This is a genomic window from Anaerovirgula multivorans (assembly GCF_900188145.1).
GTDB lineage: Bacteria > Bacillota > Clostridia > Peptostreptococcales > Natronincolaceae > Anaerovirgula > Anaerovirgula multivorans.
This window is the reverse complement of the sequence record NZ_FZOJ01000021.1, coordinates 1-25,829: the sequence shown is the minus strand read 5'-3', so window position 1 is coordinate 25,829 and position 25,829 is coordinate 1. Positions and strand designations below refer to the sequence as shown.

Below are 25,829 nucleotides of genomic sequence, written 5' to 3'. Positions count from 1 at the left end.
TCGTATATAATTATAATTAGCAATAATTGTAATTATACACCTACTGACTAAAATTTTAGTGAGCTATCAACTTTACATAGAATCTATCTATATTAAAATAAAACTTATAAAATATAGTATTGGGAGGGAGTTCAATGAAGTGTCCTATCTGCGGTAATGAACATACTGGTAAGCTTAGTAAATCTAGATATTTTTGCAGCAATTGCTTTATTGAAATTTTTTATTCGAAAAAACATGAACTTCAAATATTTAAAATATTAGAAGATGGTACTACCTCTGCGGTTCCTATTGCTATTAACAATTAACCCCTTTCAATAAATTGAAAGGGGTTAATTGTTAATAGCTTTTATTTAATTACAACCGCCACCATACTTCAAGGATACAGCAAACTGCTTACTAAACCAATTTTTCATGAAATCTACCGTCACTTCTTCATATTGTTCATCCAAGCTCTTCTCAATTACAAATTTCATTCCATCAACATCCTTAACAGCATCTGTATCTTTAACCTCATCCAGAGATAATCCAAATTTAGGACCACCTCATCCAAAACCACCGGCATAAATTCGGATGGCTTTATTTCTTGTATTTTGCTTAAGGATTTCTTCCTTAGCAGCTTCTGTTAGTAAAATTTTCATCTCCTTATCTCCTTCACTCTTAGACTCCCCCTCTATAGGAGGGGGGTATGTGTTTATTATATGCTTTAGCACAAAAAAAGTCAATATTTTCAAGCAGCAAAATATTTGAATTTTTATTCTTTTTGCTGTATAATTGACTTTGGAGTGTTTTTTAAATTTTCATGGATTATACTGCTAATGTGACTTCTCTTCTCATTGTATAGTTGTGTATTTTTTATCATAATTATCCTATTCGTTTTCAACTGAAAAAACAGGGTCAAACTAGGTATACTACTTGCTTTCACTTCATAGATATAAAAAAACAAACGATTTATTGATTTTTTTTAGGTAGTAAAATCAGATTTGAATTTTCTGATTTTTTATGGTATTATTATACAAACCTATGCTGTTCAAAGAATTAGACAGAATATTATTGTAAACAGTTACAGCATGTTAATCATGGAATTATCAAATTATAAAGGAGGAAGGAAAAGGTATGAGTATGAAATCTAAAAAACAAGCTACTTTTTGGCACGCACTAATTCCTATTGTCTTTTTAATCGTGGTTTTATCTGTGTCTATCATTAAGTTTGAAGCCGACCCCCATATCCCGATTATACTTGCTATTATTGTGGCATCTGCTGTAGCAATATTCCAATTAGGATTTACTTGGGGTGAGTTAGAAGAAGGTATTCTTGATACAATTAAAATGGGGATGCAGGCCAGCTTAATCTTAATGGTTATCGGTACGATTATTGGTACATGGATTTTAAGTGGTACTGTTCCTACAATGATTTTCTATGGATTACAAATATTGTCTCCTGGAATTTTCTTAGTTGCCACTTGTCTTATTTGTGGTGTAGTTTCCATATCTACAGGTAGTTCTTGGACAACTGCAGGTACTGTAGGTATCGCTTTACTTGGTGTAGGGTCTGGTTTAGGTATCCCAGATTATATCGTAGCTGGTGCCATCGTTTCTGGAGCTTACTTTGGAGATAAAATGTCTCCATTATCTGATACAACCAACCTAGCACCTGCTATGGCGGGATCTACCTTATTTGATCATATTAAGCATATGTTCTATACAACTGTGCCTAGTTTAATTATCGCCCTTATTCTTTATGGAATTATTGGCGCTAAATATGCAGGCCGTGCCTTAGATATGGAAAACATCAATATCATGTTAACAACCATGCAAGAAAACTTTATGATTTCTCCATTATTGTTAATCCCACCAATTGTTGTTATCCTTATCGTTGTAATGAAGGTGCCAGCTATACCAGGTCTAATCGGCGGTTCCATATTGGGTGCAATTTTCGCTATGGTTTTCCAAGGTGCAAACTTTGGTGACGTTATCGATGCGGCTCACTATGGATTTGCTATGGAATCTGGTGTAGAAATTGTAGATGATTTATTAAGTCGTGGTGGATTAGACGGTATGATGTGGACTGTTTCCTTGATTTTAATAGCATTATCCTTCGGTGGCATATTGGAGAAAACCGGTATGCTACACGCAGTAGGTGCAGCAATCATGAAGCTAGCCCACGGAACAGGTTCCTTAATCCTTGCAACTGTATTAACTGGTATTGCAGTTAACTTATTAACAGGTGAACAATATTTATCACTTGTTATACCAGGTAGAATGTACAAGGACCTTTATCATGAAAGAGGTATTCATCCTAAGGTTCTATCTAGAACATTAGAGGATGCTGGTACGATTACTTCTCCATTGATCCCTTGGAATACCTGTGGAGCTTTTATGCATACTACCTTAGGGGTTCATCCTTTTGCCTACGCTCCATATGCCTTCCTAAATCTATTAAATCCAATTATCGCTGTGATTTACGGCTTTACTGGATTTAGTATTACTAAGCTTGATGAAGCTGAGAAGAAACCAGCAGCATCCTAATTAAAGTACATTATTTAGTAAATAAAGGGAATTCCTATGTGGGGTTCCCTTTTTATTGCAGAACAAACCTCCTTTATAGACTAAAGAAAACCTCGAGAAGATATCTCTCGAGGTTTCATATGTTAGTTATTTATAATCCTAATGCATCTCTTACAGCTTGAATCATACCTCTACTAGACATAGTTGCATTGGTGACCACGTCCACCTCTGTAGATTGAGCTTCAACGATTCTTTCTGCTATGGTGTCAGCAGCAGCATCTCCCAAACCTTGGGTATCGTTAATCTCTACTACTTCAATAGATTGTATGGCTCCATTTGATACGTTCACTTTAACTTTAATATCACCATTATAGCCTTGTCCTACCCCTTCATGTGTACCATCTGGATAGGTGGCGGGAGCCTGAGCTAAAGCAGCTTCCACCGCATTAATTGTGCCTAAACTAGACATAGTAGCTCCAGATACAACATCTACTTCTGTAGACTGGGCTTCAATAATACTGTCAGTAATTGTTCCAGCTGCCTTATCACCAAGTCCTGGTGTATCATTAATCTCTAGTATCTCAATAGATAAAATTTCACCAGCTGCAACTTCTACTCTTACTCTAATCTCCCCCGCATAACCTTCTGCTGCTCCTTCATAGAATGCACTTTCGGGACCACCAAACACCATGTCCCCACCGAAAAGTATAGCAAGTGCTAACAAGGGCAATAATATTGCTGCAATTTTTTGTTGTTTTGTCAAATAAATACACCTCCTGCTATTGATTACACCTACTATAATAACATAAATCTTTATTTTTTTAAATATTTTTAAATAATAATTATTGTTAGGTATCTTGATAAATAAAGGATACAGGAAAAAATTTTTACATCCTTTTAAAATATGACTAGTTTATTTCTACTCGTTCTCCTGTTACCATATAAATAACTCTTTCACCTATATTAGTGGCATGATCAGCAATACGTTCTAGGTATCTTCCAATAAAAAGCAGATGAGTTGCCTGTTTCACAATATTGGGATTTTCTATCATCATACTAATTAATTCTGTATAAATGGCTCCGTATAATTCATCCACTGCTTCATCATCGTGGGCCACCTCTTCTGCTAAATCAATGTCTTCCTTCATAAAGGCATCTAAGCTTTTCTTCACCATATCTTCTGATAACTTTGCCATCTTAGGAATGTCAATAAGTGGTTTTATAAGAGGTTCATTACCAATAGCTAAGGTTATTTTAGCAATATTTACGGCATGATCCCCCATACGTTCTAAATCAGTAATAATCTTCATAATGGTTCCTACTACCCTTAAATCCTTTGCCATAGGCTGCTGTAATGCTAACAATTTCATACACTCATGTTCGATTTGTAGTTCTGACTCATCTATTTTGTCATCTAGTTGATACACCCTTCTAGCCATCTCTATATCTTGCTTTGCCAATGCCTGCACAGATACTTCAATGATGTCCTGCACCATGGCTCCCATTTTCAATAATTGTATATTTAACTGTTTTAGTTGTTGAAAATAATTGTTTCTCATTTATCTTCCCCCTTATTTTAACCAAATCTTCCTGTTATATAATCTTCAGTTCGTTGATCCTTGGGATTTGAGAAAATTACTGTGGTCTTTCCAAATTCGATAATCTCTCCTGATAAGAAAAATGCCGTTTTATCAGAAATACGTCCTGCTTGATGCATTGAATGGGTAACAATAACTATTGTATAGTTTTTCTTTAATTCTTCTATTAGTTCTTCTATTCTATGGGTAGCAATAGGATCTAATGCAGAAGTCGGTTCATCCATTAACAAAACGTCTGGCTGAATTGCAAGACATCTGGCAATGCAAAGTCTCTGTTGTTGTCCACCTGACAACCCATATGCATTGTCATGTAGGCGATCCTTAACTTCATCCCATAAAGCAGCACTCTTCAAGCTTGTTTCGACGATTTCCATTAATTGCTTTTTATTACGAATTCCATGGATTTTCGGTCCATACACAACATTTTCATAGATGGATTTCGGGAATGGGTTAGGTTTTTGAAATACCATTCCCACTTTGGTCCTTAGCTCTTCTACCCTAACTGATTTATCAAAAATATTGGTTCCTCGATAGAGAATTTCGCCTGATGTTCTTACATTTGGAATCATTTCTATCATACGATTTAGCGTTTTTATGAATGTAGACTTACCGCAGCCCGAAGGTCCAATAATTGCAGTAACTTCATTTTCTCCTATGGCAAAATCAAGATTTTTTAATGCTTGATCGTTGCCATACCAAAGATCTAAATTTTTAACATCATATATGACATTCTGCCCTTTGTTATTTTTATCAATTGGAATTGTCAAAGTAAGTCCTCCTATTTTAATATCGTTTTTGAAACTTGTTTCTTATAAAAATTGCAGTTGAATTCATCAAGAATAACATCACCAGTAATACTATAATCGTGGCGGCAGCAAGGTTTGCGTATTCTGCTGTGAGAACCGTATCAAGTGTCCAGTAATAAATTTGAATTGGAAGTGCTGTAAAATCGTCCATGATACTGGTGGGTATTTTTAAAATTAACGTTGGGATCCCAAGGACAACTAAGGGGGCAGTTTCTCCTATTGCTCTTGAAAGCGCTAAAATAGATCCTGTTAAAATTCCTGGTAATGCTACTGGTAAAACAACGGTTCTTATTGTTGCCCACTTTGAAGCACCCATAGCATAGGATGCATCTCTTAGGAAGCCAGGTACGGCCCGTATTGCTTCTTGACTTGCTACTACAACAATCGGAAGAACTAACAAGGACATCGTTAATCCTCCTGCAAGTATACTGGAACCTAAGTTCAATAATCTTCCAAATACAGTTAAGCCTAATAGTCCGAATATTACTGAAGGCACACCTGCCAAATTAGAAATATTGGTGTTTATAAATGCTTGTAATTTTCCTTTACTTGCATATTCTTCTAAATAGATGGCTGTAGCAACCCCTAATATTATTGTTACTGGAGCTACAACTGCCATTAGCCGTATCGAACCAATGATGACCCCATATATTCCTGCCTTCTCTGGGAAAATTGATAAGTTGCCTTTTAAGAATTTTAGGCTTAACCAACCAACACTCTGATGTCCTATTCTAAAAATTAATATAGCCAAAACCAACAAAGCAAACAATGTTGATAGCAAAAAAAGTATTTTAGCTGCTTTGTCTAGTATAATGCGTTTTTGGATTCTTCCAGCTTCTGTATTGTAAATAGCTTCCGATTTTCTTGGATATTTAGGTTTATTTATTATTTTCTTCTCTAAAACTTCAGCTTTAAAATTCATTGTTAGTACTCCTCTCTGTATCTACGAGAGATATATCGTGCTAGTAAATTCATTAACAAAGTAAAGACAAAAAGTATCAATCCAACTGCATATAAACTGTAATATCCAAGGGTACCGCTACCAGCATCACCGCTAGTAAATTCCACAATATATGCAGTCATTGTTTGTATAGATTTAGTAACATCAAATGTGAAGTTTTTAGAACTACCGCTGGCAATCACTACAATCATGGTCTCTCCAATAGCACGAGAAATCCCTAATACAAAAGAAGCAATAATTCCTGAAATTGCTGCAGGTACCACAACTTTAATTGTAACTTCTAATTTTGTTGAACCCAGTGCTAAAGCACCCTCTCTCATAGCATTTGGAACAGAATTCATAGCATCTTCAGAAAGTGAAGCAACAAGAGGAATAATCATGATTCCCATAACGATTCCTGGGCTAAGAGCATTTTTAGCTCCTAAGTCAGGAATTATTGTCATTAACAAAGGAGTTACAAAGGAGTAGGCAAAAAAACCATAAACAATTGTTGGAATTCCAGCTAAAAGCTCCATAATTGGTTTTAGGGCTTTCCTACAATTTTCTGATGCATATTCACTAAGATAAATTGCAGCAGTTAATCCGATGGGAATTGCCACACCCATTGCAATGATTGAAGTAATAACGGTTCCATTAATTAAAGGTAAAATACCAAAAGAAGGGTTGGAACCTAAAGGAGCTAATTTTGTACTAAACACTTCCTTAATTGGTACTTGTCTAAAAAATTTGTAAGCATCAACTACTAAAGTTGACACAATTCCAATGGTTGTGAGTATAGATATTGTAGCTGCTAAAAAGAAAAGGGTAGGCATAATTTTTTCTATTTGTCTGTTTTTATTGCTATTAATATTTTTTTTAATGATATCTTTGACACGAACAGTTTTATCCACAATAAATGCTCCTTTCTAAAACTGTTGAATTTGGAGTATACACTATATTAATTTCTCAAATACCTTAAACAATATTAAGATGAGAAGCATAGGACCTCCTCACCTTAATTATTTAGCTATCTTCCAATACCGATTATTTAATTGCTTCTAATTGTTTAAGATAATCAGCATATTGTGCTGCAGGCAGTGGCGCAAATCCATTTTCTCCCGCTAACCTTTGGGCTCCATCAGGAGATACAACATACTTGGCATAATCAAGCACTTGTGGTTTTTCTTTTGCATATACTGCATTTAAGTATGTGAATACCGGACGAGTAAATCCAGCATAGGGTAAATCTTCACCAATTGTTTGTAAAGTAGGTTCAACTCCACCATTTCCAAAGTCAATTTTTACTGCAGTAATCTTGTCTTGGTTGTTTATATAGTAACCAAAACCAAAGAAGGCAATAGCGTTTTTATCATTAGCAACTAAGTCTACCAATGTAGAGTATTCTTGTTGAAGGTTAGCGGTCTTAACCATATCTTGTTTACCTAGGATTACTTCATAGAAAAATTCATAAGTTCCATGGTTTTCATTTGGCCCATAAAATTTAATTTCTTCTTTTGGCCAATCTGGTCGTATATCAGACCAAAGCACTTTGTCATCTTCTTTATATGTTCCGGAAAGATACATGTCAATAACTTCTTCTTTTGTCATTTCTCTTGCCCAGTCGTTGTCTTTATTAATAACCATTGTTAGTCCATCAAGTGCTAGTTTAAATTCTAAAACATCTTCACCAAGCTTTAATCCTCTTTCCTCAAGCTCAGCTGCTTCTTCGTCTTTAATGGCCCTTGATGCATCAGCGAAATCTAATTCTCCGGGTATGAACTTTTTGAAACCAGCACTGGAACCAGCACGACCCACTTGTACACTTACATTGCTTTGTTCATTCGTCATATATTCTTCTGCAATATGTGCCATCAAAGGGTAAACCGTACCTGAACCATCAACAATTACTGCACCACTAAGTTCTAAAGCATTTTCTTCTTCCGTTCCTGTATTAGGTGTTGTATTATCTGCTGGCTGTTCTTGGGTTTCCCCGCTACATGCTACGGCAAATATAGTTAGTCCTGCAATTAATACTAACATTAAAAACTTTTTAAACATGAATAAATCCCCCTATCGATTTTTTATGCCTCTTACATAGACTACTATATCTAAAAACATTATCTATTGTGTTATAGAAATGTTAATGCTTTGTTAAGAACATGTTATGTGAAAATATCCTATCTTCAACTTCTATCCTCATTTTGTCTATCTTCAAACTTGATTTGTTTAAAACAGTTGCCTTTAAAAAGATTTTAAAAAGGTTTGAGATTTTAAGTTATTTTTCTTTCACCTTTCTGATATAATACCTTTATATTCATGAAACACTAAAATAGGAGGATCACCATGTCAATTTTTGTTTTTGGTCATAAAAACCCCGATACGGATTCTGTGGCTTCTGCTATCGCTTTTTCCTGCTTAAAGAACAAGCTAGGCTATGACACGATTCCCTGTATTCTAGGGGATATTAATAAAGAAACAAGCTATGTGCTGGATTATTTTCAGTTGCCCACACCCCAGTTTCTGCAAAATGTAAAGGTGCAGGTTCAAGATATGCAATACAGCTTTGAACAGGGGGTTTCTGGAGATGCTTCCATACTATCCATTTATAAGTTAATGGAGAAGGAACAGCTTCAAACGGTGGCCATTGTGAACCAGGAGAATAAACTGTTGGGAATCGTAAGTATGAAGGATATCGCCATGGGCTTGATTAAAGGAGATTATTACCGGTTAAAAACTTCTCTTAAAAATTTGCAGGAGGATTTACAGGGAAAAGTTTTGACAGGTACTACCAGTTATTTCGATGGAAACATATCGATTATTGCCTATTATTATAAAACCATAGCAGGCTCCTTAAGTGAAAGTGACATTGTTATTGTAGGGGATACCTATGATGTCATTGAAGAAGCTATTCAATCAAAGGTACAATTGATTATTATTACTGGTGGAAGAAAGATCCCCAGTAAGTATATTGATATGGCACAAGCACAGGGGGTGACCATGCTAGCAGTGTCTATGGATACCTATTATGTCTCTAAGGTTATTAATCAGTGTAACGATGTTTCCACTATCATGCGAACAAAAAACATCATTCGCTTCCATGAGGAGGATTATTTAGAAGAAATCAAGGAAGAAATCATTAATACTCATTTTAGAAATTATCCCGTAGTAGATAGTGAAAACACCTTCTTAGGGTTTATCAACAAGAAGCATATTCTCAATCCCCAAAGGAAAAAAACGATATTGGTAGATCATAATGAGTATAGTCAAAGTGCTGAGGGGTTAGAGGAATCTGAGATATTAGAAATTGTTGATCATCATAAGCTAGGAGATATTTCTACCTCCATGCCAATCAATTTTCGAAATACAGCAGTAGGAAGTACCTGCACTATTCTCTATTGGATGTTTAGAGAATATAACCTTGATATCGACTTTAAAATAGCAGGGGTTTTAATGGCAGGAATCATATCAGATACATTGCTTTTTAAATCTCCTACCACCACCCCTATGGATCGAATAGCTGTGAAGGAGCTAAATAATATTATAGGTTTAGATGTGGAAGGTTTTGCAATGGAAATGTTTAGAATCGGCACTTCTTTAGAGGGGCAAAGTATTGAACAGATATTTTTTAAGGATTTTAAGGAGTTTAGTCTTGAAACATTGAAGACTGGTATAAGCCAAGTATTTACTTTAGATATAGAGGATGTCTTCAATAGAAAGGATTCCTTTATAAAGTTTATAGGTCAGACCCATAAAAATAATAATTATGATATCACGCTATTATTAATTACAGATATTTTGAAGGAGGGTTCATACATTCTATATCAATGCAAGAATAGTCATCTTATTCCTTCTGCCTTTCATGTAGAGGGAAATCAGGGGGTTTTTGCTGAAGGTGTGGTGTCTCGAAAAAAACAAGTAATCCCTATGCTGCTTGAAGCCATTCATTTAATGAAATAAGTTAGAAATAGACCTCATATAAATTGATTATAAGGGTCTATATTATACTTAAGATTCTTCGGTTTGCTCTAATCCTTGCACCGAAACATAAGAAACGATCATATAATAAACATATAGAGAGAATACTGAACAAGGGGGGAATTACTATGGCACCTTTTGAAAAGGAATTGATCTCACTTTTATCGACAGATCTTTTTTTAAGTTTGCTTAATTCTAATAAGATTAAGTTTTCTCAGCTCTTAGCAATCCAAACCCTTCTTTTTAAAGCTGGGATTCCCTTTGATTTATCGTTTTCTCCAGGTACTAGAAGGGTTGTTTCCACTGCCCTACTAACTATATTTATTAACCCACAAACTACCCTTCGATTTACCATATCCTTTAACGATGATGGAAGCATATTTACCAGTCCAACCTAACTATTGATAATAATCTTATCTAAAGATTACTATACCCCTCAACCATCACAATCCAAATTCTTAGGATATTGGTTACAAGCTTTATGGCTAACACTGAAGCATAAAAAAAGAAGTAGTGGAAGATACTAGTACTTAAATCACCATTTTCTGGTATAATAATACTAACTATATTTTTAAGGAGGGATTCTATGAAGATTCAATATTTAGGACATTCTGCTTTCTATTTAGAGACTTCCACTTTAAAGGCTTTAATTGATCCTTTTATTAGTGAAGAGCTTCAGACCTTAGATTTCTCAGAAGATGAAATAACCCATATTTTTGTAACCCATGGTCATGGAGATCATCTTGGAAATACTATTGAATTAGCAAAAAAATCTGGTGCTACTGTTATCTCAAATTATGAAATTTGTATGTACCTACAAAAGCAAGGTATCCAGGTTCATCCTATGCACATAGGTGGTCGTGTTACCTTGGAATTTGGTACTGTCAAAATGACTCCAGCTCTTCATGGTTCAGGTATCGAGACCGAAAATGGTATAATTTATGGAGGCAATCCCTGTGGTTTTCTGATTGAAGTGCAGGGAAAAAAGCTCCATCACGCTGGTGATACTGGATTAACAATGGATATGCAATTGCTTTCATCAGAGAAAATCGATGTTGCACTTGTACCTATCGGTGGAAATTTTACTATGGATGTCATCGATGCTATAAGGGCAGTAGAGTTTATGAAGCCAAAGACTGTAATTCCTATGCATTATAATACTTTTCCTATTATTAGCGCTTCAGCGGAAGCCTTTAAAGCTAAGGTATTAGATGCTGATGTTGTGATATTAAAGTTAGGGGAAAGCTATAGCTTCTAGCTTTTGCAGCCTCGAGGTTTTAACTATTTTTATTATTGTTTGTATGTTATCTAGTACTTTATAAAGCATTAGCGAAAAAAACCTCTTTTCCATAAAATTGAGGTTCTTTTTTTCGTTATATTTTAGATACTGATTTAAAAGTTTATTTAGAGAAGGGATTTATTTTCTCTCTACTTCCTGTATGAAGATTATAGTGCCATGTGCCACTATAGTCTTGGTTTCTATTATCCTCAAAAACCAATAGTCCATCTTCTACTAAACTGATATTTATATTAGCATCTCTTCTAGTTAATGCCGCCGATAATCCATCAATCATTTTAAATAGTCTATAGTGTAACAACCATTGACTATCTTCAACTACAGCATTCCATTGCAATTCCGTTTCCATGTGATGGTGATAATAGATAATCCAATAAAGCCTTTCACTAATTTTATATTTTTCCAAGGCCATTTTTGCACTTTTTGCTGCATGAATCTTTCCATCTTCAAAGGCACTTTTAGGATCAATTACTTCTCCTACCTTCAGCTTTGGTTGTTGCTTTCCAATATCGTGTAGTATGGAAGCTTTCATCAATAATTCTCTATCAATTGAAAATTTTTGAAACATCTCTAATTCATTTAATTGATAAACAATATCAATGCAATTCAGTACATGCTTTAAGGTTCCTTTATGTATTTTTTTAACAATTGTAATTTTCCCAGTCTTTGGATCATAAGTATCCCTGTACTCTGGAGACATTTCAAGTAGCTTTATTGTATCCCTCTCTATATATGCTTCAAGATTTCTCTTATGCGATTTTAGCCTTTCTAATTTTACTGCATACATATTTGTCCCCCTTTTAGCCATGAATATATATTCTCTTATTAATTATTGAGCGTTTCATCTTTCTCTTGATTCAACTCTCCATGGTTTCTTTTATTATAAACCATCTGTTATGAATTCTTGGATAAATCTTCGACAAACTGCAGCATAATACGATGAATTGTCGGCACAAAAAAAACTTCCTAATAAAATTTTAGGAAGTTAATCATTTTTGACTACTGCAACAAAGTTTGGAAGAACTTTAAATCTTATAACATCACCTATATTTACATTTTCCTCAGGATGGACATGTACCAATAGGTCTTCTTCTTTTCCTAGAGATGTTGTCACCGTAATTACTACATCAATGGCTTCTCCTGTATAGGTGAATTGCTTCACCATTCCCTCCAGTTGTCCTTTTTCATCCATCTCCAAACTGTCGGGGCGAATAGAGATACATACCTCTTCTCCTGCACACATACAGTGGGTGTGACGCAAAGAAAAAAGCCTTATTGTCATTAGCTCCATTTTTGTGGAATCAATGCCAATAAGGCTTCTCTTTTAGAAAAAGTTTTTATTTTCTTCTTTCCTCATTAAGTTTTATCCTGTACTATTACCATTATTTTGTAGTTTTTTTATATTTTTTCTCTCCAGCTGTCTATCAATATAACGGATAACTAGTAGCCTGATAATGGCAAACACTGGAACCCCTAGGAACATTCCTAATACTCCTGCTAGTTTACCCCCTACGACGATGGCGAAAATAATCCAGAAGGGTCTCAAGCCCACGCTATCTCCCAATATTTTTGGCCCTAAAATTAGACCATCAAATTGTTGTAGTCCAAGGATAAATAAAATTACCCAAAGGGCCTTCATAGGACTATCAAAAAAGGTAATGATAGCAACTGGTACGCCCCCAATGAAAGGTCCAAAGTAAGGAATCATATTGGTAACTGCTACAATCACACTTAATAATAGGATATACCGAATGTTCATAATCCTTAAACCTATTAAACAAATAAGACCTATAATAAAAGAATCTAGAGATTTTCCTATAATAAATTTTCCAAAGAGATCATCAGCTTCTCTACCAAAGTCTTTCAGTTTGTCCACTGTATCATCCTTCGCGGTGGCTCTTAAAAACTTCTCGATAGCTACCTTGAAGGACTCCTTATCTGCTAGCATATAGAAGGAAATGATTAGTCCTAGCAGGAAGTTTAAGACCCCGGATGTTATACTTATAACACTGATGAAGATATTATCTACAAGGTATTGCAATACTTGACTAGTGGTATCAAAGATCTCTCTTATATTTTTCTCTATATAATCTGTAACGTTATATAGATTCTCTAAGCCTACATCATTTGACCAGTATTCCAGCCAATCACTAGTTATATTTACATACTCAGGAAACCGTCTTAACATGTCTCTGATATTATTGCTGATTTGTGGAGCTACAAATATGATTAACATAGTAATTAAACTAATTAAAATAGCATATACCGTTAAAACACTAATCATTCTATGAAGCTTTTTCCTCTCAGCAACAAATTTTATTTGACTATAAAGCGTTGTTTCAAACCATCTAACACCAGGATTTAAAATATACGCAATAAAACCACCTATAATAAAGGGGCTTAAAACTCTTCTCACCCAGCCAAAGCTGCCGGTTACATTGTCCAATATAGGACTTAGATTGTCAAGCACTTGAAAAAACATAATTGAAAGTATAATTGCTAAGCTAGCATATAGAGAATACTTTAGATACTGTTTATCCCATTGGACTTTCATAAACCTCACCCCCATTTAAAGTGTTGCTTTAGATTTTATTATACATGATTTTGCAGTATTCGGCTATCGTTATTCATAAAATTAGTCGAATATTGTTTTTGTAAAATATGAATTAATGTTCAATATTAATTGGTGGTTCTTCTCCCCTATAGGGAGATATCGTTAAACCCGTTTTAGGAGAATAGTTGGCAAGAAATATATCTGATATCCGATAACTCTGTTGCTTTGCCATAGTTATAACATGATCTTCTGTCATGTTTAATTTTGCAATGCTTTTCTTGTCTAATCTTCCCTCCAAAATAACCACAGAGGGAATCTCTTCTTCCTCACCAGCAATAGCCATATCCTTTGGGGTTAAAGGCTTCACTTCTGATTTTTTCAATACGGATAATTTACCATTGGATTCTATAATAGCATATTTGACTTCTTTAAAATGAAATACATCCTTCTCCCGAAGCATCATGAGAATTTCATCAATAGAATATTTAATATCCCTTATGTTTTTTACAATGAATCTTCCATTTTCCATAATCAAAGTAGGTTCAAAGGATATAAATCGACCAAAGCCCCTATATTTTAAAGTCAATCTACTAACTAGGTTTTGAAACAAGGCTAGCACAATGACAGCAAATGCAGTAGGTAAATGATGTATACTGGGATCTGCAATGTCAGCTCCTACTACTGACCCCATCGTGATAATGATTAAAAAGTCAAATACCGGCATTTCTCCAATTGGCCGCTTTCCCATAACAAATATCGTGAACAATATTGTTAGCGGCATAATGCTTATAATTCTTAAAAACACCATGTAATAATCCTTCATCTAAAAATTATAATCTCCTTTCCTTAAACTCTAACTTGAATCCTAAGAACAAGATCAAAGATTTTGCTTATCTAATAGTATTGACTAAATAAAAAAACTCTAACCTATGAAAAATCATAAGTTAGAGTTTTTTCTCTATTATAAAATTTGGAATGGTAAAGCATTCTACAACACTGCCGATGATGTTTTGCCTTCCTACCCGTGTATATACCCCTTGTAGTTTTTCATTATACATAAACAATCCTATAATATAGTTATTTTCTATAAACCCTACATCCTCATCAGTAAACATTGCCATTGGTATTTTAGGCACATGACAGAATTGCTGCAATAAATAGTCTTGTCTAGCATCATGATTTATAATTCTTATCCATTCCTCTTCTGTAAAATCTCTTCCAATGTATACACCACAGGAAGCATATTTATCCATCGGCTTTAAAACCAATTCATCCTTGTTGTTTATAGTAAACTCCACCAATTCTTTATTGCTGCTGTCAAACATCGTAGTATAGGGAATATGTTCTTCAACAAAATGTCTTTCTTCCTCTGATAGAAAAGGAGTTTTTAAAGGATCATGTAAAATGCTGAAGATATTTTTATTATGAATAATTTGAGATCGAATAGGCCCCACCACACATACAGCTCCATCTAAATAGGCATTGATAAAATCCTTCACTTCTCCTTGGTTTTCAATGATTTCCCATGTTACTGCTCTACGATAAATGCAATCAATAGGAAAGTCCTTATAATAAAGCTTTCCCTCCTTGTATTCTAATTCTCGAATATCTGCTACTACGGTGGAACATCCTTTTTTTTCAAAGGATTTTTGAAATTCTAGAAACTCACTAGGTACTGTGGTAGAAACCCAATCTACAATAGCAATATTAGGTTTTTCCTCTTTACCACTAAATTGTTGATAATTTTCAAGTAGCGCATCTACCCATGTATCAAATAATTCAAAGGAGGTGAAATCATATTGATCTTCTAGCTCCCTTAGGGCTAAGGACTGTCCAATAATTTGCTGCAGCTCTCTAGCCTCCACCATACCTGAAGATCCATCTGCATTTAGCTCACAAAATTGAAATCTGCCATCGTAATGATAAAAAATGTCAAATCTCCCCATCGGTACAGATTTATCATATCCTGGATTCTTTAAAATCATTTTTTCTAGGAGTGGGGAAAACCCAAAATGTTTTCTAAATTCCTCCTCCTGCAGATAATGATCTATCGTCTTGTTTAAAATAGCCAGTAATTGGCTGGTTAGCTCTTGAAACTTGGAAAAATCCTTCTTATCCAAGAACATTGGCTGATATAAAAATTCCACAGGCTTTCCCTTATATTTAGCAGGAGATTTCTCCACTTCTTGAAAAATGTTTTTATAGTCTTTTAAATAGGCTTCTTTATCTCTTATAATGTTCTGTTGATATTGAGAATAAATTGTATGCATTGAGGCCATCCGTTTTTTCCCTCCCATAGTCATTTAAAGCAAACTGCTTTAAAACCTCCATCCCCTCATGACGTATCTCTTCCTTCATCATAAGAGCCGGATTTTTTTTGGCTAAAGTAAGCTTTTCTAATGACTCTAAATATTTCTTTTCTTCTTCATCTAATCCTTTTTTAGCTAAGTCAAATAAAATAGGTATGAAATCATTAACAGATTTACATTTAAATCTTCCTTCAAAACCTTTTTCCTCAATACTTTGTTTTGCTAAACGAACCTTTTCTTCCTCCACACCCTTTGTCATTTCAAATAAATATTTTAAAACAATATCATTGTAAAAAATTCCTTTTATTAAGGCTACATATCCTAGATTTAGAGGATAAGGCAGGGCATCACCCATACGAATCTCAATATATCTTCTCACTCTAACATCTGGAAAAACCATAGATAAGATATGGTCAATTTCTTCATCTGTGGTGGTATTAATATCTATCAAATCCTTAGCTTTTTTATCCTTAGTACCAATAATTTCCCCATCTTTTATGATCAATATAGGGGGGGTATCTAGTATATACTTAGCATAATTCTTGTATCCAAAGGGGCCTTCTGAAGAATTCATAATAACACCACTTCGGTCTTTATCAGTGTTTTCCCAAATCTGGCTTCTAATACTATTTTTCTCATAAATCTTTCCTTCAAAAATCGGTGCATTATCTGTAATTAAATGGAATAGAGGAGATAAAAAATTAGCTACCCGAAACTTTTTAATAAAATCCTCTTCATCTCGATAATCAATTACTACCTGTAAGGAAGCAGTTCCCTTCATCATATTGTGGGCATATATACCTTTAGCTTCAAAGTATTCTGCCATATAACGATATCGCTTTTTAGGATTAAAGGGTATGTCTTTAATAGAGGTTCTCGGATGGTAGCCTATGGCCATCAATAGTTGATTTTGTTCCTCTAAAATAGGAATAATTTTTTTAAGGAAATCCAAATAAATCTCTTCTACCTCCTGCAGGCTTGAACAGGGTCTAATACTAATTTCCAATTGTCCCCCTGGCTCCAAGGTAATCGTTCCTTCTACTCCTTCTAATCCTATTAAATATTCTCCTTCATACTTAGGTTTATATCCCTTATTCATCAACCTCTTCAAAATGGTTTCTATTCCATCTTCCTCATAATAGGTAACAGAGTGAAGATTCTCATTCCTCACTATAATATGTTCTATCTCTACCCCTATTTTAAAAAGATTTTCAGGTTTCTCGCCACCTTTTATAAATTCAGCGATGCGCTCCACTTGTTTTTCGTATTCCATTATCTATTCACCTCGATTTTGTTTAAACCTACTATAATTAATTACCCTTTTTTCTTTTAGCTAAGCACCTTTTTTTACTGAATATTCTTTTTTTCATTCTCCTACTGCTTCAAAAGATACAATTCCATATCTCTATTGGTAATGATAAAGGTTTTTGTTTTTGGTTCCAGATAGATTTCATTCACTTCCCAAGGCAGCTCTATTAGAAACTCTGTCTTCCCTTCTGATGTGATTTTTATCAAATTGTTTCCATCTAGAAAATACCCTTCTTCCTCATAGGATATGACAAACATATCTTTGCTATTTAACAATACAGGAGTTTCATATTTTTTTCGGTCTTCATGGTAAATTGCAGCTATTTCCAGTACATCTCTTCTTCCTAGTGAACTGCCATACAGGTAATTATCAAATAAAATCTCATAATAATTATAAGGCATTTCTTCCATCTCTACCCCCTCTTTCGTTGAAACATCATAGACAAATACCTTCTCATAATTAACTCTTTCCAACTCTCCATGGGGAGCTTTTGTTATCTCTCCAACTGAAACACCTACCTTAGAGCCATCTTTACTCCATTGTATACTATCTATGGGATCAATAAGCCCCATGGGGCTTTCATAAATGATTTCCTCCTTTTTTTTCTCTATATTCAATAATACCAATTCCTCTCCTATGTAGGTACTCCAATTTCCAATCATGATCTCCTTCTGTTGAAGATCATCAGGCTTTTTAATAAACACTATATGCTGATCCATTGGTGACCATTGGGCACTGGTTGCTTCAATGGTGTCATACAGTTCTCCTTTATCATTATATACCTCTTCATTATTATAAATAAAATAGTTCTTCTTATTGCTCCATTGAGTTGTAAAGGAAAAGTTAGCAAAAGCATCTTCCGGTATGTTCTCTTTTATTAGCATTGGCTTTTCCTGTTGAAAAAAGTATACATATACATCTGCTTCTTTTCCTGCTCCCTTTGTGTATAAAACAGCATTTTGCTTAGGAGATAGTAACAAATTAGGTCGATGTACTCCCACTACATTTTCATCTATCTTTCTCTCTTTTCCTTCCATTCTATGGAAAAGCTGTCCTTCTAGATCAATGTATACAGCCCCGGTTTCACCTATAGCAATATATAAATCGTATTTCTCTACATCCTGGTGAACACTGTTTATATTTCCGCTTTCTAAATCAAGGCTTAAGATATTCCATTCATTCTTCTTCACAGCGGTAAAAAGAAATCTACTCTCCTGTACCTTATACCCATTAATTGAAGTAAACCCTTGAATTTCTTCTACTTGTTGAAGTTTATTGGAATTGTTTTTCTCCTGGGGATTGCTGTTGCAGCCTATTAGAGCTCCTATTATCAGCATGATTATAATTAAAATATAGCTTTTTCTTTTCAACGGTTTCACCCTCTTTATCAATTGTTATTTGATAGTTTTTCCTATAATCGTTGAAATTAACCGAGGACATCCATCATATTAGAGAGTCTTTTTCACTTTTTAGATGTTTTCTCTATTTTAATGAAGTCTACAAAATTTTTAATAATTCATACAAAACTTTTGTATTTTCAGAGGATATTGTCAATACTTGTAGAATATGTTAATGCTCATTTATTTTAGATGATAAAATAAGATACTTGCATCACTAAGCCACAATAAGGGGGATATGTCTATGTCCAAGGATAAAGATGAAATTGTAAATGTTATTGGAAATATTTCTGCAGTATCAGAGGAAACAGCTGCTTCTTCTGAAGAGGTAACAGCCTCCATGCAGCAGACCGCCAGTGCCGTTGAAGAAGTAGCCAAAGCTGCAGAGGACTTAAATAGTTTAGCCGAAAAACTTAATCAAGGGGTTAAAAAATTTAAGATATAATTACGTAAAATAAGGGACTAGCTGAGCTAGTCCCTTTATTTTACCCCTTCGTTATCCCCTTTTAGAGTAACAATATTCCACTCCTCCGGCATACCTTCTATTATACGATAAAATATCTTTTCCTTTTCTTCCTTTTCTTGATTCCAGGTTAAATATACAATGGAAGGTCCCGCTCCGCTTAGAAATAATTGGTTGATCTCCTGCTTTTCAGCTTCTTGAAAAATATTTTTCAAAGAATCTATTAAACTTATTCTATAGGGTTGATGTAGACGATCCTTTAAGCTACAGGAAATCTTTTCTAATTCTCCTGACATTAAAGCCGCCACCAATAAAGAAGACTTTCCAACATTTAAAACAGCATCTTTAAAGGGTACGAACTCTGGTAAGGCCCCTCTAGAAGCTTTGGTGCTCAACTGCACCTCAGGAATGGCTACAATAAATTTTAAGGCTTCATGAACAGGGAATCTTACGTAGTTGGTTTCCCCTTGATCTTGGCAGGAAACTACTACTCCGCCAAATAGCGCTGGTGTTACATTATCAGGATGTCCCTCGATCTCTACGGCTAATCTCAACATTTCCTCCTTGCTAAGTGGAGAATTTTTTAGTTTGTTGGCAACCATAATACCTCCCACAATGCAGGCAGCGCTACTGCCCAATCCCCTCGATACAGGAATGCGGTTATACTGCTTTATTCTTAGTCCCTTTGGGTGCCATCCTATTCTATCAAAGGTTTTTAACATACTTTGATAGATAAGATTGCCTTCATTAGTTTCTATCTCTTCTTTATCTCTTCCCTCTACCTCTATAAGCAATCCCTTTTCAATTTCCTCTGCCTCAATTTCGTTGTATAGTGAAAGTGCTATACCTAAACAATCAAAACCAGGCCCAATATTTGCAGTAGTGGCAGGTACTGTAACCCTAACCATTTTGGCCACTTCCCAGACTTTTGTCAATGATAGCCTTTATCTCATCTATCTTTACACTATAGACTTTTAGTTCTTCATCTGGCGATACCACTGAAGGATCTTTTAGACCGTTTCCAGTTAACACACATACAACATTCTTATCCTCCTGTTGAAAATATCCTTTTCCATATAGTTTTATTACCCCTGCAACGCTTGCTGCAGAAGCGGGCTCTACAAAGATACCTTCCTTCGATGCCAGTAATTTCTGTGCTCGTAGTATTTCTTCATCTGTTACCTTATCAATCAATCCTTTTGATTCATCTCTTGCAGCTACCGCCTTATCCCAGCTAGCAGGGTTTCCTATTCTTATGGCGGTGGCAACTGTTTCAGGTTCTTCGAAGACCCTGTTTTCTACGATAGGAGCAGCTCCTTCCGCTTGAAAGCCCAACATAGTAGGTAATTGTTCAATTTTTCCTGCCTTATAATAATCTTTAAACCCTGCCCAATAGGCAGATATATTACCAGCATTGCCCACGGGAATAGACAGATAATCCACTTTACCCTCCAGTTGATCACATACCTCATAGGCTCCAGATCTTTGTCCCAATAGTCTATAAGGATTAACAGAATTTACCAAAGTAACCTTTCCTTCTTCAGCAATTTCTCGTACAATTCTTAATGCATCATCGAAGTTTCCATTTACAGGAATAATTACTGCACCGTAAAGTATAGCCTGTGCCAGTTTTCCTAAAGCTATTTTGTTGTTGGGAATTAGAACAAAGCATTTTATCCCTGCCTTAGCAGCATAGGCAGCAGCAGAGGCTGAAGTGTTCCCGGTAGATGCACAGATGATGGCTTTGCTTCCCTCCTGTACTGCTTTAGAAACAGCCATGGTCATCCCTCTATCTTTAAAGGAACCTGTAGTATTCAATCCCTCATATTTCAAATAAAGCTTTATACCTCCCAGCATCTTGCTTAAATTTTCTGCCACAATTAAAGGAGTATTCCCTTCATTAAGTGAAACAATAGCTTCTCCATCTTTTATATCATAAAAATCCTTATATTTTGAAATAATTCCATTCCACATGATTATGCCCCCATTCTCTTTTTGCCATTTTCTACTCGAATAAGATTTGCCAATTCTACTACCGCTTGAAAGTTGGTTATTTCGTTAATAGCTGCCTGTACATTTTCTTCTTTAGTAAAGTGGGTAATAAAAACCAAGGATACTTCGGGTATTCCTTCTCCCTTTTGAATAACAGAGGATATGCTAACATTGTTCTTACCAAAAAGGCTTGCAATAGCACCCAACACTCCCGGTTTATCCTTCACAATCAATCGAATATAGTATTCTCCCTCTGTGTGCCCCATAGGTTTCACTTTTTTTTCTAGCTTTTTATGCGCATAGTATCCATTTATCTTCACGTTTTCAATATCCTTAACAATCGCTATAATATCCCCTACTACTGCACTGCCAGTAGGTAAATCTCCTGCTCCTCTACCATAGAACATCAAATCTCCTACTGCATTTCCCTTTACAAATACAGCATTAAAGGAGTCGTTAACAGAAGCTAAAGGGTGACTCTCTGGAATAAATGTGGGATGCACCCTTAGCTCCATTACCCCTTCCTTCTCCTTCCCAATGGCTAGCAGCTTAATGGCATATCCTAATTCTTGTGCGTACTCTATGTCAATAGGCGTTATTTTAGAAATTCCTTCCCTATAGACCTCTTGAAACTCAACGGATGCTCCAAAGGCTAGAGAAGCCAATACAGTAAGCTTGTGGGCAGCATCGTAGCCTTCAACATCGGCAGTAGGATCCGCCTCTGCATAACCTTTATCCTGTGCCTCCTTTAAAACCTCTGAAAAGTCCACCTTATCTTTGGTCATCTTTGTTAAGATATAATTGGTAGTACCGTTTAAAATCCCCATAATTTGTTGAATCTTATTTCCAGCCAAGCTTTCTTTTATAGCATGTATAATAGGGATGCCTCCTGCTACACTGGCTTCATAATATAATTTTACCCCTTTATTCTTAGCGGCCTCTAATAATTCATCTCCATGGTTGGCTAATAAAGCTTTATTAGCAGTTACAATATGCTTTCCCTCTCCAATAGCAGTTAATATATATTGTTTAGCAGGTTCAATGCCTCCCATTACCTCTACCACCATATCTATTTCTTTATCCTTTATAATGTCATCAAAGTTAGAGGTGAATAGATGTTGGGGAATAGATCCGTCTCTCTTTTTTGCAGGATCCTTTACTAAGATTTTTGCTACTTCTATTTGGCAGCCACAATTATTAGAGATTTCTTCTTTATTTGTTTGGAAAATCTCCCATACACCACCTCCTACAGTTCCTATTCCTAATAGTGCAATTTTTACTTTTTTCATTTTTAGATTGTCCCCCTTGATTTATTCTTTTGCCAATATATTTACCTTTTTTACCCCCCTAGTTTTCTCTAAGGTTTGTATGAATTTATCTATATCAATCATCATATTTTTAAGTTCTAAGGATATGGTTACATTAGCAACCCCATGTACAGGTATGTTTTGATTAATCGTTAATACACTAGCCCCAGATTGAGCAATTTGATTTAATACTTCTGACAAAACTCCTGGTGAGTGACCTAGCATAAGAGCAATTGTAATCATCCTTCCTGTATTCATCTCATAGAGGGGGAATATGTAATCCTTATACTTATAGTAGGCACTCCTACTAATACCTACCTTTTCTACAGCCTCAAAGATGGTAGATGCTTCTCCTCTTTTTAATAGCTCCTTCACTTCCATTGTCTTTAAAAAAACCTCTGGTAGCGCTTCTGATTTTACAATATAATAAGTAGTCCCATCAGATTCCATGATGTCATCACTCCTTTTTTGTTTCCGATATGCATACAATTGTTTTCGTATAAAAAACATATTACCACAAAGCTTATTTTCTTTCAACTACTTTTAGTTGTTTTTTTCTTATCTTCATCATTGTTCTTGTGTATTAAAATTTATAAACACATATCTATATGCATAATTGTTAAAAATATGTTATTATATTAAGTATTAAAGTTCTTGAACTCAATAATTTCTACATAGTGAACTTGTTCAGTGTAAAGCTGAACATCAAGAATCGGTTGGAGGCTCTACTTCACCTGATTCAACGCCTACTTATAGAAAAAGTAGTGGGCCTTAACTGGCGTGAAATATTGAAGAACAAATTTATTAAGGAGGTTAGATGCCAATGAGTCAAAATAAAGAACAGTGGGGCAGCAGGTGGGGATTTATTGCTGCATCTATTGGTATGGCAATAGGCACAGGAAATATTTGGAGATTTCCTAGGGTTGCTGCCGCCAACGGAGGAGGACCCTTCATCATTGCATGGACGATTGCATTATTTGTATGGGCAATTCCATTGCTTATGGGAGAAATGGTAATGGGTAGAAAAACTGGGTTAGGTACCATAGGTGCTTTCCGAGACTTTGTAGGTCGTAAGTATACTTGGATGGGAACTTGGATTATGGTTGTATGCTTAGGTATTATGTTTTATTATTCTGTTATTATGGGATGGTGTGTTAAATACTTCACTTTAGCTTTATCAGGTGCTTTTCAACCAGGAATGGATACACAAGCTACTGAAGCCATTTGGAATACCTTTACAACTAATCCTTCTCAGACAATTTTCTTTCACTTTGTCTCCATGCTATTAGCAGGATATATTATTTATAAGGGAGTTACTAATGGAATAGAAAAGGCTAGCAAAATCATGATACCTACCCTTTTCATATTACTTATAGCGGCAGTTATACGTTCTTTAACTTTACCTGGAGCTGTTCAAGGGCTGGAGTACCTCTTTAGTCCTAAGTTAGAAATGTTAGGTAATCCAAGGATTTGGCTAGAAGCCTTTACACAGGCTGCTTGGTCGACAGGAGCTGGTTGGGGCTTTATTATCACCTACGCTGTTTATACAAAGCAAAAAGAAGATATTGGAGGCAACTGTCTTATTATGGGCTTTGGAGATAATTTAGGTGCTCTTATTGCTGGTATGACGGTTCTACCGGCAATCTATGCCTTGTCTCCTACAGAGGAGTTTGCTAGCCAAGCCCTTGCTTCTGGTAATACTGGGATTACATTTATTTACTTAGCTCAACTGTTTACCGAAATGCCTGCTGGCGGTTTATTAGCAACAATTTTCTTCTTGGCAATGGCTATTGCAGCTTTATCCTCTTTACTACCAATGATTGAAGTCGGAGTAAGAAACCTGATGGATATGGGTTTTGAACGCAAAAAATCCACGTTGTTGATTATAGTTTTTGGATTTTTATTGGGTATTCCTTCAGCCTATAGCCTAAATATCTTAGACAATCAAGATTGGGTTTGGGGGATAGGCTTACTGGTAAGCGGATTGTTTGTTGCTTTTGCTTTAATGAAATTCGGATTAGAAAAAACAAGAAATACAGTCATCAATACGGAATGGGCAGATTTTAAAATTGGTAAATGGTGGAGTGTTTTTGTATTTTTATTCCCAGGTTTCTTTGCTGTCATCACTGGTTGGTGGTTATGGCAAGCCATTACATGGTATCCTGGAGAATGGTGGAAGCCCTTCGAAGTCTCTAGCTTTGGTACAATCATTTTCCAATTTATTATCGTTATCACCTTTGCTTTATTAACCAACAACTGGCTTGCCAACAGGATTAAAGAAGGTCGAGATATTACCAAGGAACTGTAAAGAGATACCCTTAGGGAGGAATATAAAATGTCTACAGAATCAATTATTATGATGATAGTTGTCTTAGGATTTTACGGTATTGGGTTTGTATGGTTACTAAACAAAGCCTTTTATTCCAAAATTAAATAACATTAGAAAAATAAAACCTCCAGAACCTAATAAAATGTACCCTTTGTGCAGGACAATTTATAAAGATTCTGGAGGTTTTATTTATTCATTTTCCTGGCACCATTCATCTAACTTCTCCATCACAAGATCATAGGTTCTTTTTGAAACCTCCGGTAGACCCCCTAGTATTTTCTCAGCTTCCTTAAAGCCTTTGTCGATAGCAGCTTTTAATTCCTCAAGCTTTGTTTTATCACCACCAGAAATAGCAATAGCAAAATCTACAATTCTATCACTGGTTTTTTCTGCCCCTAGGGGTCCATCCTCTGCAATGAGAGCCTTTGCTTCCTCAACAGCTATATCGTCTACCTTTATGTCATCAAAATCTCCTTGGATAATTTTATCCCAAGTGTATCCCTGTCTTTTTAGTAATTGCTCCACTAATTCCTTTAATTGCTCATGAGCCTTCTCGCTTTCCTTTTTTAATGCAGCTATTGTCTTTGTATCTACTGTCCCCTTTGGCTTATCATAGGTAACCTTTTCCAATTGTTTTTCTTCTTTTGCCTCATAGCTGTCTTGTTTTTCCATCTCTATTGTTGTTTTTTTATCTTGAGACTTTTTCTTGTCTTCCACATGTGTTACAGTAGGCACCTGCGTAATTGAGGTTATTGAGTTAATCATCTTCTACACACACCCTTTTATTTTTTATATCGGCAAAATTTGCCAGTTTATTTAGATGTGTGTTCTATTCTTATCCAATGCATTGTTGAAAAAGTCTTTCTACAATTCACTATGCAGTTGTTTATCCACATTTTTTGTCTATCTTGTGTTTTTATCCCCATTACCCACAATATATTGTGTATATCTTTCACTGTCATCAACTTAATAAGCTCCTTGAAAATTGCATAAGAATATAACGAAATCTGGAAGCTCAAAATAAAGAAAAAAGATAAACTACCTTAAT

General features: G+C 35.2%; 26 protein-coding genes. 7 read left to right on the top strand and 19 right to left on the bottom strand.

Annotation, left to right across the window (positions count from 1 at the left end):
• Positions 1-134: 134 nt before the first annotated feature.
• On the top strand, positions 135-305 hold the full coding sequence (locus CHB72_RS26690) for a hypothetical protein (protein WP_176431440.1): 171 nt from the start codon (positions 135-137) through the stop codon (positions 303-305).
• A 45-nt stretch (positions 306-350) separates the two neighbouring features.
• Here the strand turns inward: CHB72_RS26690 and CHB72_RS27835 are convergent, their stop codons facing one another.
• A complete protein-coding gene (locus tag CHB72_RS27835; protein WP_278277865.1) occupies positions 351-473 on the bottom strand; it encodes a hypothetical protein in 123 nt (40 codons plus the stop codon).
• Between the two features lie 640 nt (positions 474-1,113).
• On the opposite strand from CHB72_RS27835, the gene nhaC reads away from it, so the two are divergent.
• Positions 1,114-2,526 (top strand): Na+/H+ antiporter NhaC, encoded by a 1,413-nt coding sequence (gene nhaC / locus CHB72_RS17420; protein ID WP_330397081.1) that lies wholly within the window; start codon positions 1,114-1,116, stop codon positions 2,524-2,526.
• Between the two features lie 130 nt (positions 2,527-2,656).
• Here nhaC and CHB72_RS17415 read toward each other — a convergent pair whose 3' ends face one another.
• The 6 genes from CHB72_RS17415 to CHB72_RS17390 all read right to left on the bottom strand — a co-directional run bounded on the left by CHB72_RS17415 (position 2,657) and on the right by CHB72_RS17390 (position 7,907).
• Positions 2,657-3,268: an FMN-binding protein gene (locus CHB72_RS17415; RefSeq protein WP_089284153.1), complete on the bottom strand. Its 612-nt coding sequence runs from the start codon at positions 3,266-3,268 to the stop codon at positions 2,657-2,659.
• Positions 3,269-3,413: 145 nt separating this feature from the next.
• Positions 3,414-4,064: a phosphate signaling complex protein PhoU gene (phoU, locus tag CHB72_RS17410; protein WP_089284152.1), complete on the bottom strand. Its 651-nt coding sequence runs from the start codon at positions 4,062-4,064 to the stop codon at positions 3,414-3,416.
• Between the two features lie 17 nt (positions 4,065-4,081).
• A complete protein-coding gene (gene pstB / locus CHB72_RS17405) occupies positions 4,082-4,870 on the bottom strand; it encodes a phosphate ABC transporter ATP-binding protein PstB (protein ID WP_242975180.1) in 789 nt (262 codons plus the stop codon).
• 16 nt (positions 4,871-4,886) lie between these two features.
• The gene (gene pstA, locus CHB72_RS17400; RefSeq protein ID WP_089284151.1) at positions 4,887-5,831 is read right to left on the bottom strand and encodes a phosphate ABC transporter permease PstA; all 945 of its coding nucleotides are present in this window, start codon (positions 5,829-5,831) and stop codon (positions 4,887-4,889) included.
• Between the two features lie 2 nt (positions 5,832-5,833).
• On the bottom strand, positions 5,834-6,760 hold the full coding sequence (gene pstC / locus CHB72_RS17395) for a phosphate ABC transporter permease subunit PstC (protein WP_242975179.1): 927 nt from the start codon (positions 6,758-6,760) through the stop codon (positions 5,834-5,836).
• Positions 6,761-6,893: 133 nt separating this feature from the next.
• Complete coding sequence (locus CHB72_RS17390; protein WP_089284150.1) at positions 6,894-7,907, bottom strand: PstS family phosphate ABC transporter substrate-binding protein; 1,014 nt, start codon at positions 7,905-7,907, stop codon at positions 6,894-6,896.
• Between the two features lie 285 nt (positions 7,908-8,192).
• Between CHB72_RS17390 and CHB72_RS17385 the strand changes: the two genes are divergently transcribed.
• The 3 genes from CHB72_RS17385 (at position 8,193) to CHB72_RS17375 (ending at position 11,082) form a co-directional block, all read left to right on the top strand.
• Entirely contained in the window at positions 8,193-9,806 is a 1,614-nt protein-coding gene (locus tag CHB72_RS17385; protein ID WP_089284149.1) for a putative manganese-dependent inorganic diphosphatase, read from the top strand.
• Positions 9,807-9,952: 146 nt separating this feature from the next.
• Positions 9,953-10,222: a hypothetical protein gene (locus CHB72_RS17380; RefSeq protein WP_089284148.1), complete on the top strand. Its 270-nt coding sequence runs from the start codon at positions 9,953-9,955 to the stop codon at positions 10,220-10,222.
• A 188-nt stretch (positions 10,223-10,410) separates the two neighbouring features.
• The gene (locus CHB72_RS17375) at positions 10,411-11,082 is read left to right on the top strand and encodes a metal-dependent hydrolase (protein ID WP_089284147.1); all 672 of its coding nucleotides are present in this window, start codon (positions 10,411-10,413) and stop codon (positions 11,080-11,082) included.
• A gap of 142 nt (positions 11,083-11,224) precedes the next feature.
• On the opposite strand, the gene CHB72_RS17370 is transcribed toward CHB72_RS17375, so the two are convergent.
• From CHB72_RS17370 to CHB72_RS17340, 7 genes are all read right to left on the bottom strand, one after another.
• A complete protein-coding gene (locus tag CHB72_RS17370; RefSeq protein WP_176431439.1) occupies positions 11,225-11,908 on the bottom strand; it encodes an HD domain-containing protein in 684 nt (227 codons plus the stop codon).
• Positions 11,909-12,106: 198 nt separating this feature from the next.
• Positions 12,107-12,403 (bottom strand): TOBE domain-containing protein, encoded by a 297-nt coding sequence (locus CHB72_RS17365; protein ID WP_176431438.1) that lies wholly within the window; start codon positions 12,401-12,403, stop codon positions 12,107-12,109.
• 81 nt (positions 12,404-12,484) lie between these two features.
• The gene (locus tag CHB72_RS17360) at positions 12,485-13,675 is read right to left on the bottom strand and encodes an AI-2E family transporter (RefSeq protein WP_089284144.1); all 1,191 of its coding nucleotides are present in this window, start codon (positions 13,673-13,675) and stop codon (positions 12,485-12,487) included.
• Between the two features lie 112 nt (positions 13,676-13,787).
• Entirely contained in the window at positions 13,788-14,498 is a 711-nt protein-coding gene (locus CHB72_RS17355; RefSeq protein WP_089284143.1) for a DUF421 domain-containing protein, read from the bottom strand.
• 121 nt (positions 14,499-14,619) lie between these two features.
• The gene (locus tag CHB72_RS17350) at positions 14,620-15,954 is read right to left on the bottom strand and encodes a glutathionylspermidine synthase family protein (protein WP_242975178.1); all 1,335 of its coding nucleotides are present in this window, start codon (positions 15,952-15,954) and stop codon (positions 14,620-14,622) included.
• Positions 15,899-17,257, bottom strand: a complete 1,359-nt coding sequence (locus tag CHB72_RS17345) for a glutamate--cysteine ligase (protein WP_089284142.1) — start codon at positions 17,255-17,257, stop codon at positions 15,899-15,901. The genes CHB72_RS17350 and CHB72_RS17345 overlap by 56 nt, the downstream gene beginning before the upstream one ends.
• 101 nt (positions 17,258-17,358) lie before the next feature.
• Positions 17,359-18,663: a hypothetical protein gene (locus tag CHB72_RS17340; protein WP_089284141.1), complete on the bottom strand. Its 1,305-nt coding sequence runs from the start codon at positions 18,661-18,663 to the stop codon at positions 17,359-17,361.
• Between the two features lie 271 nt (positions 18,664-18,934).
• Between CHB72_RS17340 and CHB72_RS17335 the strand changes: the two genes are divergently transcribed.
• Complete coding sequence (locus CHB72_RS17335) at positions 18,935-19,135, top strand: hypothetical protein (protein ID WP_089284140.1); 201 nt, start codon at positions 18,935-18,937, stop codon at positions 19,133-19,135.
• Between the two features lie 35 nt (positions 19,136-19,170).
• Here the strand turns inward: CHB72_RS17335 and thrB are convergent, their stop codons facing one another.
• Genes thrB through CHB72_RS17315 form a run of 4 tightly spaced genes read right to left on the bottom strand, consistent with a single transcriptional unit; the run spans position 19,171 to position 22,902 of the window.
• Positions 19,171-20,061 (bottom strand): homoserine kinase, encoded by an 891-nt coding sequence (gene thrB / locus CHB72_RS17330; RefSeq protein WP_089284139.1) that lies wholly within the window; start codon positions 20,059-20,061, stop codon positions 19,171-19,173.
• Positions 20,054-21,127 (bottom strand): threonine synthase, encoded by a 1,074-nt coding sequence (thrC, locus tag CHB72_RS17325; protein ID WP_089284138.1) that lies wholly within the window; start codon positions 21,125-21,127, stop codon positions 20,054-20,056. Before thrC ends, thrB begins: the two co-directional genes overlap by 8 nt.
• A gap of 2 nt (positions 21,128-21,129) precedes the next feature.
• Positions 21,130-22,434, bottom strand: coding sequence for a homoserine dehydrogenase (locus CHB72_RS17320; protein WP_089284137.1), 1,305 nt, complete (start codon positions 22,432-22,434; stop codon positions 21,130-21,132).
• 21 nt (positions 22,435-22,455) lie between these two features.
• Entirely contained in the window at positions 22,456-22,902 is a 447-nt protein-coding gene (locus CHB72_RS17315; RefSeq protein WP_242975177.1) for an ACT domain-containing protein, read from the bottom strand.
• Positions 22,903-23,275: 373 nt separating this feature from the next.
• Here CHB72_RS17315 and CHB72_RS17310 point away from each other — a divergent pair, with 373 nt between their 5' ends.
• Positions 23,276-24,760 carry a sodium-dependent transporter gene (locus tag CHB72_RS17310; protein ID WP_089284135.1) on the top strand — a complete coding sequence of 495 codons (1,485 nt, stop codon included), beginning with the start codon at positions 23,276-23,278 and terminating at the stop codon, positions 24,758-24,760.
• A gap of 210 nt (positions 24,761-24,970) precedes the next feature.
• On the opposite strand, the gene CHB72_RS17305 is transcribed toward CHB72_RS17310, so the two are convergent.
• Positions 24,971-25,546 carry a hypothetical protein gene (locus CHB72_RS17305; RefSeq protein WP_089284134.1) on the bottom strand — a complete coding sequence of 192 codons (576 nt, stop codon included), beginning with the start codon at positions 25,544-25,546 and terminating at the stop codon, positions 24,971-24,973.
• Positions 25,547-25,829 lie beyond the last annotated feature (283 nt).